The organism is Pseudomonas fluorescens (assembly GCF_902497745.1).
GTDB lineage: Bacteria > Pseudomonadota > Gammaproteobacteria > Pseudomonadales > Pseudomonadaceae > Aquipseudomonas > Aquipseudomonas fluorescens_BM.
Window position 1 is genome coordinate 62,218 of sequence record NZ_CABVHJ010000021.1, and the last position, 18,245, is coordinate 80,462.

The window sequence follows — 18,245 nt, forward strand, 5'->3', positions numbered from 1 at the left end:
TATTCATGAACCTATTCCAGCTCCGCGCGTTCGACGCCGTGGCCCGTGAAGGCAGCTTCACCCGCGCCGCCGCGCGCTTGTTCATCAGTCAGCCGGCGGTCACCGGGCACATCAAAGCGCTGGAGGAGCACTACCAGATCACTTTGTTGCGGCGCACCGCGCGACGGGTGGAACTGACCGAGGAGGGCACCAAACTCGCGGCGATCACCCGCGCGATGTTTGGTCTGGCGGAAGAGGCGCAGACAATGCTCGAGGCCAACCGGCAGTTGTTGACCGGACGGCTGGAAGTGGCGGCTGACGGGCCGCACATGGTCATGCCGATGCTCGCCAGCCTGCGTGCGCGGTATCCGGGGATCACCGTGAATCTGCGTTTGGGCAATGCCCAGGAAACCCTCGCGGCGTTGTTGTCGGAACACGCCGATGTGGCGGTGTTGACCGAAGTGGAGCCGCGCAAAGGCCTGCATCTGCAAGCGTTGAGCGAATCACGGATTTGCGCGTTGGTGCCGGCAGGGCATCCGTGGGCGGTGCGGGCCGGTGAAGTGAAACTCAAGGAACTGGATCAGGTGATCATGGTGCTCCGTGAACCGAGTTCGATCACCCGGCGTACGTTTGATGAAGCCTGTGCGCAGGCGTCGATCCATCCGCGCGTCTTGCTGGAACTGGACAGCCGTGAGGCGGTGACCGAAGCTGTTGCCGCTGAGTTGGGCGTTGGTGTGGTGTCGTCGGTTGAGGTTAGTCATGACCCGAGGGTGGTGGCGATTCCGATTGTCGGGGCTGGGTTGGTCAATCGGCACATGATCGGCTGCATGGAGCGGCGGAGGGAGTTGCGCCTGATTCAGGCGTTCTTTGGCTTGGCGCCGGCCTGATACACCGAGTCGCCCCCTTCGCGAGCAAGCTCGCTCCCACAATGGAATGCATTTCAACTGTGGGAGCGAGCTTGCTCGCGAAGGGGCCAGAACTGTTCACACAAGACTGTCGCGAACCATATCGAGGAAGGTCGACACCACCCGTCGATTGCTCTGCTCACGCAAACACACCAGCGTTTCCGTCAGCCGTCGCGTGCAGTCGATAATCGGCAACGCACACACCCGCGAATCCGCGCCAAACTCTGCTGCCGAAACCACGCCGACACCAATCCCGACCACCACCGCCTCGCGCGCCGCTTCCCGTCCTTCGACCTGAATCGCCGGGCGAATGCGAAACCCGGCCCGGGCCATTTCTTCTTCCAGCGTCTGCCGCGTCACCGAACCGTGCTCACGCAACACCAGCGGCGTGTCATCCAGATCTTGCAGGCAGATCGATTCGCGCTCGGCCCACGGATGATTGCGCGAAACGAACGCCACCATCGGGTCATTACGCAATGGAACGCACAACAAGCGTTCATCGCTGACATCACGCCCGAGCAACGCCAGATCGGCCTGATAGTTGAACAGACGAAACAGCGATTCATCGGTATTGCCCGTCTCGATCTTCACGCTGATCCCCGGATAACGCTCACAGAACCGCGCGATCTGCGGCAGCACGTGCACTGGCGCATCCACTGCGAGAATCAGGCTGCCGGTCTGTAAAGCCTGAGATTCCTGCAGCAACTCCTGCGCTTCGGCTTCAATCACGAACAGGCGCTGGGTGATCGCCAGCAAGCGTTCGCCCAGGTCGGTCAGGCGCACGGAACGTTTATTGCGGTGGAACAGCAAAACGCCGAAACGCTCTTCGAGTTTGCGCACTTGGTCGGATATCGCCGGTTGCGTGAGAAAAAGGCGCTCGGCGGCTTTGGTGAAGCTTCCATGCACGGCCACGGCGTGGAAGGCTTTGAGTTGGGCGTGAGACACCGACATGAAGTCACCTGATCGATAAGTCAGTAACAAGCTGAGCTTATGTGTGAAATACGATAAATCGATTTTATTTATTAAACAGTAATTGCTTTGATCGGCTCACGCCATCGCTGACTGCCCGCTCGGGCAGCACGGTGGCCATGAGCCTGTGCGTGCAACAGCAGGACTCATCTGACCGATATCGCCGTAGGGACGGGGTGATATCGCAGTGCTCAACAATAAAAACACAGGCGTTTTTCTTAACGATTCTGCCGGCACACTCACACCCTGAGGTCAGAACCACCATGAACAAGCACATCGGCACCATTGCGCGTTGGCGCGTGCAGATTTTCGCGATTACCTGGCTGGCGTACGCCGCTTTCTACTTCACCCGCAAAGCGTTTTCGGTGGCCAAACTCGGCATCGCCGAAGACCCTACCTTCATGCTCGACAAGATGGCCATGGCCAACCTCGATGCGATCTATCTGGCGGCTTATGCCCTCGGCCAGTTCACCTGGGGCATGCTCGCCGACCGCTTTGGCCCACGGGTCGTGGTGCTCGGCGGCTTGCTGATTTCCGCCGCAGCGGCGCTGGTGATGGGCAGTTACGCCACGTTGCCGATCTTCGCCACTTGTATGTTGATTCAGGGTTTGGCGCAGTCCACCGGATGGTCGGGATTGTGCAAAAACCTCGGCAGTTTTTTCCCCTCCCAGCAGCGCGGGCGAGTGCTCGGGTTATGGAGTTCCTGCTACGCGTTCGGTGGTCTGGTGGCGTCGCCGTTCGCTGGCTGGTGGGCGTATACCTTGATGGGCACCTGGCACGCGGCGTTCATTTCCAGCGCGGTGGTGGTTGCTGTGGTCGCGGTGTTGTTCTTTATCTTCCAGCGCAACAAACCGGAAGACGTCGGCTTGCCGGCGGTCGAGCCGGAACCTGAACTGACGGCGGCAGAAACCGAAGCCAACAGCAAGCTCAGTGTCTGGGAGCCGTTGAAGGAAATCCTGCGTAACCGCACGGTGCTGGTGCTGGGCCTGGCGTATTTCATGTTGAAACCGGCGCGTTACGCGATTCTGTTGTGGGGCCCGGTGATTGTCTTTGAACAGATGCCCAGTGTCGGCAAGGTCGGCGCGGCGATCATTCCCACCTCGTTCGAACTGGCCGGGTTGCTCGGGCCGATCCTGATCGGCCTGGCCTCGGACAAACTGTTCGGTGCCCGGCGCATGCCGGCCTGCGTGTTGAGCCTGTTGGCGCTGACCGTGACGCTGGCGCTGTTCATGGGCGCGCTGCACACCGGCAGTGTCTTGCTGGTGGTCGCGTTGCTGTTCGTCATGGGCCTGACCCTGTACGGCCCGGATTCAATGATCAGCGGTGCCGCCGCGATCGACTTCGGCAAAGCCAAGGCTGGCGCCACGGCGGCCGGTTTCGTCAACGGCTGCGGCTCGGTCGGCGCGGTGCTCGGCGGTTTGCTGCCGGGTTACTTCGACTCGGTGACGGTGTTCATCGTCTTCGCCGGTTGTGCGCTGTTCTCGGCGCTGGTGCTGATTCCGCACTGGAACAGCCGCCCGGTCGGGGTGATGGAACCGCGCGCCGCGATCCCCAATTGCCCGCTGACGATCAAACCCCTGCGTTCCTGAAACCCTTTGCCTCGCGGCCTGCTGCGGCGCTCGCGGCAGGCTGGGTCGTGGCCATCTGACTGGAGAAACCCCATGAGACCGTTTTGGCTTGAGCAGGCCTTGCAGGCCGATACCTCGCAAACCTGCCCGCCGCTGCACGGCGAAGTCCGCACTGATGTGTGCATTGTCGGCGGCGGCTATACCGGGTTGTGGACGGCGATCATGCTCAAGCAACAGAACCCCGAACTCGACGTGTTGCTGATCGAAGCGGACATCTGCGGTGCCGGCGCCAGCGGGCGCAACGGTGGTTGTGCGCTGTCGTGGTCGGCGAAGTATTTCACCCTCGAGCGCCTGTTTGGTGTCGAGGAAGCGGTACGTCTGGTCAAGGAATCGGAACGCAGCATCCATGCGATCGGCGAGTTCTGTGAGCAGTATGGCGTCGATGCCGATTACCGCCTCGACGGCACGTTGTACACCGCGACCAATCGCGCGCAAGTCGGCTCGACCGATGCGGTGATCGCCGCACTGAAGCGTAATGGAATCAACTCGTTCACTCAGCGTCCAGTGGCTGATGTGCAGCGCATGGCCGGTTCGAGCAAGCATCTGGAAGGCTGGTTCTCGCCGGCGGCGGCCAGTGTGCAACCGGGCAAACTGGTGCGCGGGTTGCGTCGGGTGGCGCTGCAATTGGGCGTGAAGATTCACGAAAGCACGGCAATGACCGGGCTGGAAGAAGGGCGTCCCGCACGCCTGCGAACACCGGGCGGCAGCATCGTTGCTGACCGCGTGGTGCTGGCGATGAACGCCTGGATGGCCCGTGCCTTCCCGCAGTTCGAACGCAGCGTGGCAATCGTTTCCAGCGACATGCTGATCACCGAGCCGCGCCCGGAGCTGTTGCAGGAAATCGGTTTGACCAGCGGCGTGACCGTGCTCGATTCGCGGATTTTCGTGCACTACTACCACAACACCCCGGACGGCCGGATCATGCTCGGCAAGGGCGGCAATACCTTCGCGTTTGGTGGGCGCATGCTGCCGGTGTTCGATCAGCCGTCGCCGTATGCCGGCCTGCTGAAAAACAGCCTCGCGGACTTTTTTCCGGCCTTTGCCGATGTGAAAGTCGATGCTACCTGGAACGGCCCCTCCGATCGCTCGGTCACTGGATTGCCATTCTTCGGCCAGATGCGCAGCGCTGGCAATGTGTTTTACGGTTTCGGTTATTCGGGCAGCGGCGTCGGCCCGTGCCACATGGGCGGGCAGATTCTTGCCGCCCTGGTGCAAGGTCTCGATAACCCGTGGACGCGCTCGCCGCTGGTCAACGGGCCGTTGGGTTACTTCCCGCCGGAGCCGATCCGCTATCTCGGTTCGCTGATGGTGCGCAACGCCATCCGCCGCAAGGAACGCGCCGAGGATCACGGGCGGCGACCTCGGCATCTGGATGTGCGTCTGGCGAAATTCGCCGCGGCGGCGGGCAAGGCTGACAAAGGTTAATCGATGACCTCCACTGGGGAGTCAGCGGGCATCGCTATTGAACAGCCAGTCCAGCAACAAGCTGTTGTCGCGCGCGGGCGGTGGCTCGCGAGGCGTAGGGTTGCGTGAGTTGCTCAGGCACAGAATCGGCCGGTCCGGATCGCTGTCGAGGAAACTCACCCACACTTCGCTGCCGGTGCAGGGCAATTCGTCCTGTGCGATTCGGCGATGGCTCCGGGTCATGGCGATGGGCAGCCAGATCGCGTGCTGATCAAGCGTGTGCTCGGTATCCGACGGCCACAGGCGCACGGCGACTCGGCCCTGGTCATCGAGTTGCGCCGGTTGCCCGGCAGGCCCGAGCACCCGGGCCAGGTGATAGCCGGCGACGCTGGGCCGGGGTTGTCTGAGCGCCGGGCGAAAGTCGGATGACCAGGGCTGGGCGCTGAAGTCGTTGTGGTAACGATGGACGTTTGGGCCAGGGTCAAGAATCGACGGATGCTGCCCGTGATGGCGCAGGGCGGTGAGCCGCCATTGTTCATTGAAGTGGCTGACCGGATGCGCCGACACTTGTAGCAGATGCCCACTGAGCAAGCCGACCCGGTCACTGCGGCCGTTGATCGTCCGATGTTGACCGCGTTGCCTCTCCAGATGTCGACGGCTGCGTTGTTCGTGGTGACGTTGTTCGAGGGAGGGTATTGGCGGCAGGGCAATTGGCGTGACGTGGTTGGCTGCATCGTCACGGCTTGTCTGCTGCCCTCGATTGCGCACGGTATGCAGCGTGGCGATGGGCGCGGCGTGATGGTGCTGAAACAGCGCACTGACGCAGGGTGACGGTGTTTGCTCGCACACCTTGAACGGCAGCAGCGCCGGCATTTGTGGCAGGCTCAGGCTGTCATCGGCAAACACGACAACGTGACCGTCGACCCGGTGTTCGAAGTGATAGTGAATGCCTTCTTCTTCACAAAGCCTGTCCAGCAGCGCCAGATCGCTTTCTTCGTACTGGATGCAAAACGGCCGGGCCGGGTATTGACCGACGGTCATTTCAATCCGGTAACCATCAACGGGCAGGGCATTTTCCGTGAGCAATTGCTGGAGAATCTGCGGCACGCTCAGTTGCACAAACACCCGCCGCTTGCCCGGTTGGGCCAGCCTTTGCAGACGTGGCACCAAGGTCAGTCGATAGCCGATCCGGTGCGTGCCGCGATGTTCGCAACTGGCGCTGTCGATCATGCCGTGAACCCCATGATGATCGTCCAGACGCAAAAAGGCCGGTTGGTGCAGGAATGTACCCGGCGCCATGGCGGGCGCGAGGCCGATCAGTTCGATGTCGAAACGGTAAGGCTGGTTGAGCGCTTCTTCGCCTTGAAAACGCAGCACCGGCAGGCTCAGGCCGCTATCGGTCAGGGTCAGGGTAAAAGGACTTTCCTTGTCATTGAGCATTCGAACAGGCTCTGTCAGGCAATACGGGCCTGAGAGGGTACGAAACCACAGCGCTGAATGGTCATGTCAAAGCCGTTTTTCAGAATCCCCCTACAAGCTCTAGTGAAGATGTCGATTCTGCATTGCATTTTTTTGGTCGATTGCCGACTTTAGGCCGTATAAACTTGGCGCCACGCGTCGGCCAATAGATGTCTCGGCGCCACAGATCAAGAGAGTGAGTAATGGGCGCACAGTGGAAGGTTAAACACAAAGAAGCGGCAGCTAACGCCAAGGGCAAGATCTTCGGCAAACTGGTGAAGGAAATCACCATCGCTGCCCGCAACGGTGCCGATACCACCACCAACGCACATCTGCGTCTGGTGGTCGAGCAGGCCAAGAAAGCCTCGATGCCAAAAGAAACCCTGGATCGCGCGATCAAGAAAGGCGCCGGTCTGCTGGGTGAAACCGTGCAATACCATCGTGTCACCTACGAAGGGTTCGCTCCGCACCAGGTGCCGCTGATCGTCGAGTGCGTGACCGACAACATCAACCGTACCGTCGCCGAAATCCGTGTGGCGTTCCGTAAAGGCCAACTGGGTGCCTCCGGCTCCGTGGCCTGGGACTTCAACCACGTCGGCATGATCGAAGCCTCGCCGGACACCCCGGACGCCGATCCGGAAATGGCCGCGATTGAAGCCGGTGCCCAGGATTTCGAGCCGGGCGAAGACGGCGCGACGCTGTTTCTGACCGATCCTACCGATCTGGATTCGGTGCAGAAGGCGCTGCCAGAGCAAGGTTTCACCGTGCTGTCGGCCAAGCTGGGTTACCAGCCGAAGAACCCGGTCAGCGGTTTGAGTGATGAGCAGATGGCTGAAGTTGAAGCGTTCCTCGAAGGCCTCGACAACCATGATGACGTGCAGGACATGTTCGTTGGCCTGGCGGGCTGATCGACTGCGTCATTGATGGCCTCATCGCGAGCAGGCTAGCTCCCACAGGGGATTTGTGAACACCACAGATCCAGTGTGCGAGCTAGCCTGCAAGCGATTGACCGCGCAGCGGTCACAGATTCTCAAGCTGCCGCATGACCTCAGCGAACCCCGGCCGCGCCAGCACATCCACCTGACAGCAACGCCGCTCCAGCTCCTCTAACGCCTCACGCCGCTCATCACTCAACCCCGAGTCGATGCGCGCCAGCAATTCCCCGAGCAAAATCCCGAACGCACGCACTTCGATGCGTTGCAACGCGCGGGTTTCTACTGTGTCGGCGACTGCATGGAACGACGCCCCGCCAAAGTCCCCAAGCAGGCAATCGCCGCGCTCGTTCAACAGAATGTTGTGCCCGTAGAGGTCGCCATGGGTGATGCCCTGCTGGTGCAAGTGATCGGCTGCCGAAGCGATGCCTTTGGCAATGTTCAGCGCAACTTCGCCGCTGAACCGGCAATCATCGGCATACACATCTCGCGAGCAGGATGCCAGGCTTGGCAGATCAGCGAGGTTGCCGAACGACGGATCGATCAGTTGCATCACCAATCCCTGCTGGCCCTGGGGATGGTCACTGATGCGCCCTTCGATGCGGATCAGATTGGGATGAAGACCTGCGGTGATGCAGGCATTCATTTCGTGCAGCGGCGAGCCGTCGCTGGTCATTTCACCTTTGTACAGTTTCACCGCGACCGGCGTCACGGAGCCATCGTCGCGCTGCCAGCTCGCCCGGGAAATCACCCCCGAGGCGCCTTCACCCAAGCGTTGCTCCAGACGCAGCGCCGACCAGGGGATTTGCGCCGTCGCCTGCAGCGCGGCGGCGTCCGCCTCGGTTTCCAGCGGGTTACCGGCGTAGGCCAGCCAGCTCAGGCTCGGCAGCGCGAGCAGCCACTGCGGCAGTTCGGTCAGGCGGTTGGCGGAAATGCGCAGCAGCTCCAGCCGATGGCAGTTGCTCAGCGAGGCGGGCAGCGTTTGCAGACGGTTGCCGGACAGCATGAGTTTCTGCAGGGCAGGACGTTCACCCAGTTCGCTCGGCAGGTGTTCGATGCGATTGTCGGTCAGGATCAGCCAGCGCAGCTGTGGCGGCAAGGCAGCACCGGGTACGTTGACGATGCGATTGGCCCTGAAGCCGACCATCGTCAATGCCGCGCATTGGCCGAGGCAGGCTGGCAGTTCAGTGAACGGGTTGTCGGAACAGAACAGCACGCGCAGGCGCGTCAGACGGTGCAAGTCATCCGGCAGACTGCTCAGGGCGTTGCCGCTGAGGTTGAGGATTTCCAGCGTATCGGCCAGGTCGAAAATCTCGCGCGGGAATTCGGTCAGGCCACAAGACAGGTCCAGTCGCGTAATGCCCGACAACTCGCCGGCGCGTAATTGAGCAAGGGTGTGCATGTTGGTGTTCGCTATTGATCAGGGGCGCGCCGCTGGGGCGCTGAGGATGGGCGACATGATAACGGCAATACCCGGATTTGAAATTGGGTAGGTGGCGAAACTTCAGCTGCCTTTTGTGGGAGCGAGCCTGCTCGCGAAAGCGGAATGTCGGCCGCTTATGTATTGACTGACACCCCGTCTTCGCGAGCAGGCTCGCTCCCACATGAGCTGTGTGATCAGTCGTTATCGTGTATCTCTTGCAATTGCCCCAACCGGCTGCGTGTGCGCGCCAGGTCTATGGCATGGCCGTCGAGGCTTTCACGCAACGGCAGTCGACCGAGCAGCGTCAGGTGTTTGTCCTGGTCGTACAGCACGTCGATCAGGTTGATGAAGCGTTGTTGCGCAGCGATCGAGCATTCTCCCAGTTCCGGAAGATCATCAATGATCCAGCGGTCGAAACGTCGGCACAGCTCCAGATAATCCATGACCGCCGTTGGCTGTTCACACAGATCGTTGAAGGTAAAACCAACACGCCGCTCTTCACACAATCGAGCCTGAAACTGCCGGGTGCCGACGGATAACTGAATGGCTGGCGTATCAGCCGGCGGCAGCTCCAGAGCGGTGCGTTGCGCTGGCGTGGCCGGCCACACGTAATGCCCTTGAGTGAATATCTGCTGCGCAGAGTGGCGCGTGTGACTGCGGTAATCATGCGGGCCGCCAACTTCCATCACTTGCATGTGCGCATTGATCAGCTCGATCACTGGTTTGAAACGGGCGTGATAGAGCGGATTGGGTAGCAGGCCTTCAGGCGCATAGTTGGAGGTCACCAGCAGCAGAATCCGCCGTTTGAACAATGCCTTGAACAGTCGGGTGATGAGCATGGCATCGCCGATGTCATGCACATGAAATTCGTCGAAACACAGCACCCGGCAATCCTGCAGCAGTTCGTCGAGGGTCGATTCGAGAGCATCGTCCTGCGCGCGATGGCTGAACATGCCTTGATGCAATTGCGCGAAGAACTGATGGAAATGCAGGCGCCGTTTCTGGGTGATCGGCAGGGCCTGAAAGAAGCCGTCGAGCAGCCAGCTCTTGCCACGTCCGACGGCGCCGAACAGATACAGGCTCGGCGCGGTTCGGCTACTGGCGCCAATCAGCAGACTGGCCTGCTGCGCCATGCAATCGATGACGCGCTGCTGGCTATGGCTGAGGGTGTAGCCCTGAGCGCTGGCCTTGTCCCGGAAGTAATCGCGGATCGACTGGGCACTGGCGTCACGCCCGGCACTGGCCGGAAAACCTTTGCCGAGCCAGCGGCGCAACGCCGGCCAGCGCTGGATCAGTCGCGATCGTTTCGGCAGGTGGGCAGGCACTGTGGGCGTCTCCGTGTTCGTCAAAACCGCTCCCGGGAGCGCGGCGACACAGTGTAACCAGACGCCGGGTTGGCCAGCCACCACGGCGGATCGAGAGTGGGCGGTTATTGAACAAATTTGTCCGGCACGTACAGCTATTTTCAATGACTTGGCCCGACCACTTGCCAACCTTTCGAAACATATCCCGGGCGATCCATGGATCCAATCGACTGGCGGAATCGTCGACCGTTGCTAACCTCAATCACAGAAACGACGTCGCAAGCGATCGCTGACAAGGAACGGCGCAGTGAATATACGGGTGGTCATGGGCCTGCTGGGGGTACTCGTTACGCCTGTTTATGCGGCAGATCTTCAGGTTGAAGTGCGCGTCGATGTGCAGCGCGGCTGCCAGTTGGTGGGCCAGCAGCGGCAGGCCGGCATCGAGCAACTGGGTGTGCTCGACTTCGGCAGCACCGCGCGCCTTGACGACCCGGCGGGGCCTTTGGCAGCGGCGCTGACCAATCAACGTCTGCCACGGCTGGAGTGCAACCCGGACACGCCGTACCAGATGCGCGTCGACGGCGGTCTGCACGGCGGTGTCGGGGAAGTCCGTTACATGGCGGGGGCGGCTGGCAGCAAGCCAATTCCGTACCGCTTGTATCAGGACGCGGCCAGGCGGGTGCCGCTGGTGGTGGATGTACCGGTCAGCGGGCGGGTGCCGGACAGCGGCACCGTGGAATTACCGTTGTACGCGCGGATCGAGCCGCTGGCCGAAGTGCCACAGGTCAGCCGTTACTCGGATCTGGTCAAGGTGACGGTCACCTGGTGATCGTGGTTTCAAGGCAGCCGATGGACGCGGGTGCGCAAGGAAGGCGTTCGATGATGAGCGCGGTGATCGAGTCAGCGTAAAGGAGCAGGGACGGGCGCAATGACAGGTAAACACTGGATAGTGGTGGCAGCAGGTACGCTGGCCTTGCTCGCCGAAGACGCGCAAGCGGCGATGAGCGGGCAGATCAATGCGCGGCTGATCCTGATTGCCGGCTGCGAAGTCACCAACACCAGCACTCCCGCCAGCCCGGTCAGCGACCTCGGCACCCTCGATTTCGGCTTGCAAGGGCCCACCTGGAACGCGCCGATCAAGGCCAGTCTTGACGGCGGCAGCAGCGGCAAGCTCAACGTCGCCTGCAATCCGTCGGTCACTGGCTTCACCGTCACTATCGATGGCGGCACCCACGGTGACGGCAACACCCGGCGCCTGAGCAACGGTCGCCAGACCATTCCCTATCAGCTGTTCGTCGATCCCTCCGGCGCCCGGAGCTACAGCATCGGCCAGCAACACAATTTCGCTGTCACCAGCGCTGCGCAGATACCCATTCCGGTATTTGGCTCGGTGGTGGCGAATACCCGCGCGGTGCCGGCAGGGGTCTATACCGACACCCTGACGGTGACGCTCGACTGGTAACCCCGTAGAGGACGGACACCATGCGTATGTTTGCATCAAGGATAGGTTTGTCACTGCTCGGCCTGGCGCTGGTTTCCAGTGCCAACGCTGCCACCACGGTCACCGGCCAGATCACCTCCAGCCTGATTCTGATCAGCAGCTGCCAGGTCAACGGCGCCGGCGGTTCGACCGGTCTGAACTTCGGTGCGTTGAACTTCGGCACCGCCAACAGCCTGTTCACCACCGCCACCGGGCAAGTGTTGGGCGGTGGCGGCGGAGCGCTGTCGATTCTCTGCTCCAGCGGCACCACGCCGACGGTCAAAGTGCGCGCCGGTGCCCATGACGGAATGTCGCCGGGCGGCACGCGGGCGCTGTACGACGGCGTTGCCAATTACGTGCCGTACGACTTGTACACCGACGCCGGGCACTCGCAACTGCTGGCGATCGACGGGACGATCAACCTTGCCGCCAGCACTGGTGTCGCGCAGACGGTGAACATCTACGGTCAGGCGGTGGGCAAGGCCGGTTTACCGGCGGGGACTTACACCGACACCGTCGCTGTTGAACTGACGTTCTGATGCCATGCGCCGCCATGGCTGTGCCGCGCTGCTCCTGTTCTGTGCGGGGAGTGCGCCGCTGCCGCTGACCGCCGCGACCAGCCAGAGCTTTCAGGTCAGCGCCACGGTCACGGCGGGATGTCTGGTGGTGGGCGGGGTGTCGAACTATGGCGGGCTGAATTTCGGTTCACGTTCAGCGTTGGCCACCGGCACGGTGCAGGTCGCGCTGACGGGGGGTGTGCAATTGCAATGTACGCCGGGCGTGACCTTGAACATGAGCGTCGATGGCGGCCAGTACAACAACAGCGGCCGGCACATGCAGGTCAACAGCGGCAGTGCGCGGGTGGCCTATGCACTGTTTCGCGATGCGGCCTACAGCCAGAGCCTGGGCATTGGCCAGAGTGTGGCGGTGGCGTATAGCGATGCAAACAACATCAGCCTGCCGATCTACGGTCAGGTGCAATTGCCGGGCAATCAGCCTGGGGGGACATACAGCGACGTGTTGCAGGTGCAACTGTCGTGGTGAGGCGAAGTCAGGATTGCCGACAAGGAGCAGGTTTATGCAGTGTTACACGTCAGGGCGTTCGCTTGGGATTTGCGCGATAGCAGCCTTGCTCATGCTGGGGATGAGTTCTGTAAACGCTGCAAGTTCGGTGCTGATCTGGCCGATCGATCCGGTGCTGGAGGCCGATCAACAGGCCAGTGCGCTGTGGCTGGAGAACCGCGGCAGCGAAACCGCCAATCTGCAGATCCGCGTATTTGGCTGGAGCCAGAGTGGTTTCGCCGAACAGTACCAGAATCAGCGCGACGTGATCGGCAGCCCGCCAGTGGCGAAGATCGAACCGGGGCAGAAACAATTGGTGCGTCTGACCCGGACCAAAGAGGTGCCGCCGGGGCAGGAACTGGCCTACCGCATCATCATCGATGAAATTCCTTCCGCACAACCAGCGAGCGCTGACGGTGGCAAAACCGCTGCGGCGATCCGTTTCCAGATGCGTTACTCGGTGCCGCTGTTTGCCTATGGCGCCGGGCTGTGGAGCAAAGAAGACAGCACCCGCGCGCGCGACCCCAAAGGTGTCGGCCTGCCGCAGTTGAGCTGGCGCACGGTGGCGGTGGACGGCAAGCCTTATGTCGAAGTACGCAATCAGGGCGCGGTGCATGCGCGGTTGACCGACGTGGCAATCAAACAGGCCGGGCAGAGCAAACCGTTGGCCGAAGGGCTGTTGGGTTACGTGCTGCCGGGCGCGGTGATGCGCTGGCCGGCACCGACGCCGCTGACCAATGATTCGGCGTTGCAGGTACGAGTAAATGGCGCGGCACAGGTGCAGAACATCCCGCCCGCCAAGTGAGTGAGTCGTAGCGCGGGCATCTGGCGGCGGCTAAAGCGGTATCAGGAGGATTCAGTCCATTGACGGACGTAAAACGCGTATGAACCCAGGACGGGTTCGCCGTATTCAGCGTCCGTTGTGGCTCATCACCGGCGCGTGTTGCCTGATGTTCATTCAACCATCCGGGGCCGGCGATCTGCCGCCGCCGCCCAGCGGCATGGAGGCCGTGAGTGATGCACAGTTGTTTCTGGAACTGGTGGTCAACCAGATGAATACCGGACGCGTCGTGGCAGTGCAGCAGCGCGACGGGCGCTTGTTTGTACCGGCGACGGCGTTGCGCGAAACCGGCATGAAGCTGCCCGACAACCTCGCCGTTGAAGTCGATCTCGACAGCCTGCCGGGGCTGCACAGCGACTATGACAGTGTCGGTCAGCGCCTGCTGCTGGACGTTCCGCCGGACTGGCTGCCGGAACAGTTCATCGGTAATCGCCAGGCTTACCCGCGCACTCCGGCGCTGAGCAGTTTCGGCGCGCTGTTCAACTATGACCTGTACCTCAACGACACCGACGATGCCGGCACCTATCTGGCGGCGTGGAACGAAGTGCGGCTGTTTGACAGTTGGGGCACGTTGTCCAACACCGGGCAATACCGGCGCACCTTGTCCGGTGATTCACTCAACACGCTGGACAACGGCTACCTGCGTTACGACACCACCTGGCGTTACTCCGATGACGAGCGAATGCTCACCTACGAGGCCGGTGACGTGATCAGCGGTGCGTTGCCGTGGAGCAGTTCGGTGCGTTTGGGCGGCGTGCAGTTTTCTCGGGATTTTGCGGTGCGCCCGGATCTGGTGACTTATCCGTTGCCGCAATTTGCCGGTGAAGCGGCGGTGCCGTCCTCGGTGGATCTGTTCATCAATGGCTACAAGTCCAGCAGCGCAGATTTGCAACCCGGGCCCTACACGCTGACCAACATTCCGTTCATCAACGGCGCGGGCGAAGCGGTGGTGGTGACCACCGACGCATTGGGCCGGCAGGTGTCGACCACGGTGCCGTTCTATGTCACCAGCACCTTGCTGCAAAAAGGCTTGAGCGATTTTTCCGTGGCCGCCGGTACGTTGCGCCGCGACTACGGCTTGAAGGATTTCAACTATGGCCCGGGTGTCACGTCCGGCAGCTTGCGTTATGGCGTCAGCGACGGTTTTACCCTGGAAAGCCATGCCGAAGCAGCCGACTCGCTGACCCTCGGTGGCCTCGGTGGCAACCTGCAACTGGGCAATTTTGGCGTGCTTAACAGTGCGTTGAGCCAGAGCCGTTTCGACGGCGAGGGCGGTCAACAAATCAGTTTGGGCTATCAGTACAGCAACCAGCGTTTCAGCTTTTCCTACCAACGCCTGCAACGCCACGATCAATACGCCGACCTGACCGTGGTCGACAGCCCTTACATCAGCCTGAGCCGGCGCAGCGAACAGGCGACCCTGAGCCTCAACCTCGACCGCTGGGGCAGCCTCGGCGCGGGTTATTTCGATGTGCGCGCGGCGGACGATTCACGCACGCGTCTGCTCAACCTGAGCTGGAGCAAGCCGCTGTGGCGCAACAGCAGTTTCTACCTCTCGGCCAACCGCGAGATCGGCGACAGCAACTGGGCCGTGCAGGCGCAACTGGTGGTTCCGTTCGATTTGCGCGGCAGTCTGGCGATCAGCACCGAACGCAGTAAAACCGGACAGAGCCAGCAGCGGGTCAACTACAGTCGTGCGGTGCCGACTGAGGGCGGCGTAGGTTTCAATCTGGGTTACGCCAAGGGTGACGGCGCCGATTATCGTCAGGCTGACGTGACCTGGCGCCTGCAATCGGTGCAGTTGCAGGCCGGGGTCTACGGCACTTCCGACGCCGAAACCCGTTGGGCCGACGCCAGTGGTTCGCTGGTGTGGATGGATCGCCAAGTGTTCGCCGCCAACCGTATCGACGACGCTTTTGTGGTGGTCAGCACCGATGGTTTTGCCGACATTCCGGTGCGCTACGAAAATCAGCAGGTCGGCCAGACCGACAAGAACGGTCATTTGCTGGTGCCGTGGAGCAGCGCGTATTACCGCGGCAAGTATGAAATCGATCCACTGAATCTGCCGGCCAACGTGCGCAGCCCCAACGTCGAACAGCGCATTGCCGTGCGCCGAGGCAGCGGTTATCTGCTGGAGTTTCCGCTGAGCCGGGTGATCGCCGCGAGCATCGTGCTGGTCGATGCGCAGCAGCGAGAGTTGCCGCTGGGCGCGGGCGTGCTGCATGAGCAGAGCGGCACGCGGACGGTGGTCGGTTGGGATGGGCTGGTCTATCTGGAAAACCTGCAGGCGCAGAACTCGCTGCTGGTCACACTGGGCGATGGCAAGACCTGTCGGGCACAGTTCAGCGTCGACCTGAATCAGGATCAGGTGCCGTTGCTCGGGCCGTTGGTGTGTCAATGATGTTCAGGCGATGGCTATTGGCGCTGGCGCTGATGTTGCCGGGGGCGGTGCAGGCCGCGTGTTCGGTGGTCAGCACCACGCCGGCGGCGTTCGGTACGCTCAGTTCGATTGCCGTGCGCACGACTTCGCAGCCCAGTTCCACATTGAATGCGGGTTTGAGTTGCACCGGTTCGCTGCTGTCCCTGCTGACCAGTAACGACCACTTCTGGGGCACTGTGTCTTCGACTCAAGGGGGGCTGGTCGGGCCGACCGGCGATGTCATCAACTACACGATTTACGCCAACAACAGCACCAGCTACCCGCTGACCCGCGGCACGGCCTATGACTTTGCGCGCAACGGGATCATCGATGCCCTTGGCCTGCTCAACGGTACGACGCCGAAAACGGTGCCGCTCTACCTCGGTACAACCATTGGCAGCAACGTTGCCGCCGGGGTGTACACCGAGACGCTGAGCATTTTCTGGAACTGGAATTACTGCTCGGGAATCGGCATTGGTGCTATCTGCCTCGGGCGCGATATCGCCAACGGCACGACCTCGCTGACGGTGAATCTGACGGTGTCCAATGACTGCACGATTACTGCGCCGAACATCGCGTTCGGCAGCGCGCCGGTGGTCAGCGCGTTCACCCCGGTGACCGGGCAGACCATCAATCTGGCGTGCACCAAGGGCAGTGCTTACACCGTGGGATTGAGCGACGGGCAGAACGCGGTGAGTGTCGGCGGCCGGCGACGGATGATTTCCGGGAGCAATTATCTGACCTACGACATTTTCAAAAGCGCCGGTACTACGCGCTGGGGCAGTGTCGGCGCGGCGAGGCGGGCGAGTACCGATGCCGAGGTCAATCCGGGAAACGGCTTGGGCACGGGCAGCCAGATCTTCAACTACAACGCGAAGATCTACACCGACCAGGCCACGCCACCGGCGGGCACTTATCTGGATAATGTAGTTTTGGACGTAGGTTTCTGAGCTGACACGATCCTTTGTAGGAGCTGTCGAGTGAAACGAGGCTGCGATCTTTTGATCTTGCCCTTAAGAACAAGATCAAAAGATCGCAGCGTGCCGCAGCTCCTACATAGAACAGTGGTGTTTTCAGAATTGCAGCGATTGCTTGAGCTGTTGCGCCGCCGGCGTATCAACCGGGCTGACCATGGCGTAGTTGTACCCGCCGCCCGACCAGTACTCGGCCTGCAAGTCTCCGTCACTGCGGCGCCCGCGCGGCAAAAAGGTGTTCTTCGGTCCCGGCGGGCGCACGTAGAAACTCACCTTGTGCCCGCTGCCATCCTCATACATGACCATCGCCGCCGGGCCTTCGTCAGTGCTGAGCAGGCGTCCGCTGACCGGTTCGAACCCGGCCGCTTTCAGATCGGGCAAGCGACTGGCTTTGGTGAAGTAGCGGTCGAGCCAGCGTTGCATGTCGCCGTCATTGTCGACCTTGTAATCGGCCGGCAGCATGTCTTGCTGGGCGATCAAGCGATAGGCTTGCAAGGCGTCGGTCATCGGTAACATGGATGGGCGCACGAGAGTCATTTCGCGAGCCTGCCAGCCACTGAAGCCACCGATGCTCACTGCAATCAGCAACACCGCGGCGCTGGCCAGATGACGCCGTGAATGACGCTGGCGGCGCTGGCGAATCATGGCAGGGTCAAGGGCCGGATTGGCCGGTTGCTGCAACGCGCCGCTGAGTGCTGCGCGCAATTGCTGGGCATCCTGTTGCCAGGCGCGAACCTGCGCCGCTTCGTCCGGATGGCTGGCCAGCCAGGTCTCCAGTACACGCCGATCGGCATCGCTGAGCTGGTGGTCGACATAGGCGTGCAGGTCACGCTCGTTGGGAGGCAGGCTGATCATTTGAGTATCCGCAAAGAAGGGCTGCTGATTTCGCCGTCGCTGAGCTGGCGCAAGGCCTGGCGGGCGCGGGACAGGCGCGACATCACGGTGCCGATCGGGGCGTCGAGAATCTCGGCGACCTCTTTATAGGAAAGGCCTTCCACCGAGACCATCAGCAGCAGGGCGCGCTGTTCGGTGGGCAGGCGGTCGAAGGCTTGCAGGGTCGACTGGGCGATGACGGTGCGCTCGACCGAGGGCTCGGCGTCGTCGCGACCGGTGAAGAATTCGAGCATGCGCGCATAGCGTCGGGAGCGACGATGGGCGTCGAGAAACTGCCGATAGAGGATCGCAAACAGCCAGGCACGCAAGTCGCCGTCGGCGCGTTTATCGCCCCAACTCGACAGGGCCCGCTCTAGGCTGGCCTGCACCAGATCGTCGGCGCTGCTGCTGTTGCGTGTCAGTGACACGGCAAAGCGGCGCAATCTGGGAATGATTTCTCTCAACTGTTCGTCGAATTCGCTCATGAAATTCTGCTAGTCACTACGCTGTGGACTAGGGAGACGTCCGTCGTTGGAGGTTATTCCACGTTCGGAAAAATAAATACCGAGGCGTGGAATAAACCCGGACGAGGCG

17 protein-coding genes are annotated in these 18,245 nt (G+C 61.6%); 11 read left to right on the plus strand and 6 right to left on the minus strand.

Annotated features, from left to right (window positions below):
* Window positions 1–5 precede the first annotated feature (5 nt).
* Window positions 6–866 (plus strand): LysR substrate-binding domain-containing protein, encoded by an 861-nt coding sequence (locus tag F8N44_RS25745; RefSeq protein WP_150652272.1) that lies wholly within the window; start codon window positions 6–8, stop codon window positions 864–866.
* Window positions 867–962: 96 nt separating this feature from the next.
* Here F8N44_RS25745 and F8N44_RS25750 read toward each other — a convergent pair whose 3' ends face one another.
* Window positions 963–1,835 carry a LysR family transcriptional regulator gene (locus tag F8N44_RS25750; protein ID WP_150652273.1) on the minus strand — a complete coding sequence of 291 codons (873 nt, stop codon included), beginning with the start codon at window positions 1,833–1,835 and terminating at the stop codon, window positions 963–965.
* Between the two features lie 281 nt (window positions 1,836–2,116).
* Between F8N44_RS25750 and F8N44_RS25755 the strand changes: the two genes are divergently transcribed.
* Window positions 2,117–3,442: an MFS transporter gene (locus F8N44_RS25755; RefSeq protein WP_150652274.1), complete on the plus strand. Its 1,326-nt coding sequence runs from the start codon at window positions 2,117–2,119 to the stop codon at window positions 3,440–3,442.
* A gap of 72 nt (window positions 3,443–3,514) precedes the next feature.
* Window positions 3,515–4,906, plus strand: coding sequence for an FAD-dependent oxidoreductase (locus F8N44_RS25760; protein WP_150652275.1), 1,392 nt, complete (start codon window positions 3,515–3,517; stop codon window positions 4,904–4,906).
* Window positions 4,907–4,927: 21 nt separating this feature from the next.
* Here the strand turns inward: F8N44_RS25760 and F8N44_RS25765 are convergent, their stop codons facing one another.
* Window positions 4,928–6,325 (minus strand): type VI secretion system Vgr family protein, encoded by a 1,398-nt coding sequence (locus F8N44_RS25765; RefSeq protein WP_150652276.1) that lies wholly within the window; start codon window positions 6,323–6,325, stop codon window positions 4,928–4,930.
* Window positions 6,326–6,546: 221 nt separating this feature from the next.
* On the opposite strand from F8N44_RS25765, the gene F8N44_RS25770 reads away from it, so the two are divergent.
* Window positions 6,547–7,251 (plus strand): YebC/PmpR family DNA-binding transcriptional regulator, encoded by a 705-nt coding sequence (locus F8N44_RS25770; RefSeq protein WP_099756686.1) that lies wholly within the window; start codon window positions 6,547–6,549, stop codon window positions 7,249–7,251.
* Between the two features lie 112 nt (window positions 7,252–7,363).
* Here F8N44_RS25770 and F8N44_RS25775 read toward each other — a convergent pair whose 3' ends face one another.
* Together F8N44_RS25775 and zapE are read right to left on the minus strand one after the other, a co-directional pair.
* A complete protein-coding gene (locus F8N44_RS25775) occupies window positions 7,364–8,677 on the minus strand; it encodes a leucine-rich repeat-containing protein kinase family protein (protein ID WP_150652277.1) in 1,314 nt (437 codons plus the stop codon).
* A 215-nt stretch (window positions 8,678–8,892) separates the two neighbouring features.
* Complete coding sequence (zapE, locus tag F8N44_RS25780; protein WP_150652278.1) at window positions 8,893–10,023, minus strand: cell division protein ZapE; 1,131 nt, start codon at window positions 10,021–10,023, stop codon at window positions 8,893–8,895.
* Window positions 10,024–10,327: 304 nt separating this feature from the next.
* Here zapE and F8N44_RS25785 point away from each other — a divergent pair, with 304 nt between their 5' ends.
* From F8N44_RS25785 to F8N44_RS25815, 7 genes are all read left to right on the plus strand, one after another.
* The gene (locus F8N44_RS25785) at window positions 10,328–10,831 is read left to right on the plus strand and encodes a spore coat U domain-containing protein (protein ID WP_412071555.1); all 504 of its coding nucleotides are present in this window, start codon (window positions 10,328–10,330) and stop codon (window positions 10,829–10,831) included.
* Window positions 10,832–10,930: 99 nt separating this feature from the next.
* The gene (locus tag F8N44_RS25790; RefSeq protein WP_150652280.1) at window positions 10,931–11,464 is read left to right on the plus strand and encodes a spore coat U domain-containing protein; all 534 of its coding nucleotides are present in this window, start codon (window positions 10,931–10,933) and stop codon (window positions 11,462–11,464) included.
* A 20-nt stretch (window positions 11,465–11,484) separates the two neighbouring features.
* Entirely contained in the window at window positions 11,485–12,021 is a 537-nt protein-coding gene (locus tag F8N44_RS25795) for a spore coat U domain-containing protein (RefSeq protein WP_150652281.1), read from the plus strand.
* A 4-nt stretch (window positions 12,022–12,025) separates the two neighbouring features.
* Window positions 12,026–12,526, plus strand: coding sequence for a spore coat U domain-containing protein (locus F8N44_RS25800; protein ID WP_150652282.1), 501 nt, complete (start codon window positions 12,026–12,028; stop codon window positions 12,524–12,526).
* Between the two features lie 34 nt (window positions 12,527–12,560).
* The gene (locus F8N44_RS25805) at window positions 12,561–13,349 is read left to right on the plus strand and encodes a molecular chaperone (protein ID WP_150652283.1); all 789 of its coding nucleotides are present in this window, start codon (window positions 12,561–12,563) and stop codon (window positions 13,347–13,349) included.
* A gap of 79 nt (window positions 13,350–13,428) precedes the next feature.
* A complete protein-coding gene (locus F8N44_RS25810) occupies window positions 13,429–15,786 on the plus strand; it encodes a fimbria/pilus outer membrane usher protein (RefSeq protein ID WP_150652284.1) in 2,358 nt (785 codons plus the stop codon).
* A complete protein-coding gene (locus F8N44_RS25815) occupies window positions 15,783–16,754 on the plus strand; it encodes a spore coat protein U domain-containing protein (protein WP_150652285.1) in 972 nt (323 codons plus the stop codon). The genes F8N44_RS25810 and F8N44_RS25815 overlap by 4 nt, the downstream gene beginning before the upstream one ends.
* 123 nt (window positions 16,755–16,877) lie before the next feature.
* Here the strand turns inward: F8N44_RS25815 and F8N44_RS25820 are convergent, their stop codons facing one another.
* Together F8N44_RS25820 and F8N44_RS25825 are read right to left on the minus strand one after the other, a co-directional pair.
* Window positions 16,878–17,633, minus strand: a complete 756-nt coding sequence (locus tag F8N44_RS25820; protein WP_150652286.1) for an anti-sigma factor family protein — start codon at window positions 17,631–17,633, stop codon at window positions 16,878–16,880.
* Window positions 17,630–18,136, minus strand: coding sequence for an RNA polymerase sigma factor (locus F8N44_RS25825; RefSeq protein ID WP_150652287.1), 507 nt, complete (start codon window positions 18,134–18,136; stop codon window positions 17,630–17,632). The genes F8N44_RS25820 and F8N44_RS25825 overlap by 4 nt, the downstream gene beginning before the upstream one ends.
* Between the last annotated feature and the right edge of the window lie 109 nt (window positions 18,137–18,245).

Coding starts and splice junctions, on each gene's coding strand:
- F8N44_RS25745 (WP_150652272.1), top strand. CDS start 6: ATGAACCTATTCCAGCTCCGCGCGTTCGACGCCGTGGCCCGTGAAGGC.
- F8N44_RS25750 (WP_150652273.1), bottom strand. CDS start 1,835: ATGTCGGTGTCTCACGCCCAACTCAAAGCCTTCCACGCCGTGGCCGTG.
- F8N44_RS25755 (WP_150652274.1), top strand. CDS start 2,117: ATGAACAAGCACATCGGCACCATTGCGCGTTGGCGCGTGCAGATTTTC.
- F8N44_RS25760 (WP_150652275.1), top strand. CDS start 3,515: ATGAGACCGTTTTGGCTTGAGCAGGCCTTGCAGGCCGATACCTCGCAA.
- F8N44_RS25765 (WP_150652276.1), bottom strand. CDS start 6,325: ATGCTCAATGACAAGGAAAGTCCTTTTACCCTGACCCTGACCGATAGC.
- F8N44_RS25770 (WP_099756686.1), top strand. CDS start 6,547: ATGGGCGCACAGTGGAAGGTTAAACACAAAGAAGCGGCAGCTAACGCC.
- F8N44_RS25775 (WP_150652277.1), bottom strand. CDS start 8,677: ATGCACACCCTTGCTCAATTACGCGCCGGCGAGTTGTCGGGCATTACG.
- F8N44_RS25785 (WP_412071555.1), top strand. CDS start 10,328: ATGGGCCTGCTGGGGGTACTCGTTACGCCTGTTTATGCGGCAGATCTT.
- F8N44_RS25790 (WP_150652280.1), top strand. CDS start 10,931: ATGACAGGTAAACACTGGATAGTGGTGGCAGCAGGTACGCTGGCCTTG.
- F8N44_RS25795 (WP_150652281.1), top strand. CDS start 11,485: ATGCGTATGTTTGCATCAAGGATAGGTTTGTCACTGCTCGGCCTGGCG.
- F8N44_RS25800 (WP_150652282.1), top strand. CDS start 12,026: ATGCGCCGCCATGGCTGTGCCGCGCTGCTCCTGTTCTGTGCGGGGAGT.
- F8N44_RS25805 (WP_150652283.1), top strand. CDS start 12,561: ATGCAGTGTTACACGTCAGGGCGTTCGCTTGGGATTTGCGCGATAGCA.
- F8N44_RS25810 (WP_150652284.1), top strand. CDS start 13,429: ATGAACCCAGGACGGGTTCGCCGTATTCAGCGTCCGTTGTGGCTCATC.
- F8N44_RS25815 (WP_150652285.1), top strand. CDS start 15,783: ATGATGTTCAGGCGATGGCTATTGGCGCTGGCGCTGATGTTGCCGGGG.
- F8N44_RS25820 (WP_150652286.1), bottom strand. CDS start 17,633: ATGATCAGCCTGCCTCCCAACGAGCGTGACCTGCACGCCTATGTCGAC.
- F8N44_RS25825 (WP_150652287.1), bottom strand. CDS start 18,136: ATGAGCGAATTCGACGAACAGTTGAGAGAAATCATTCCCAGATTGCGC.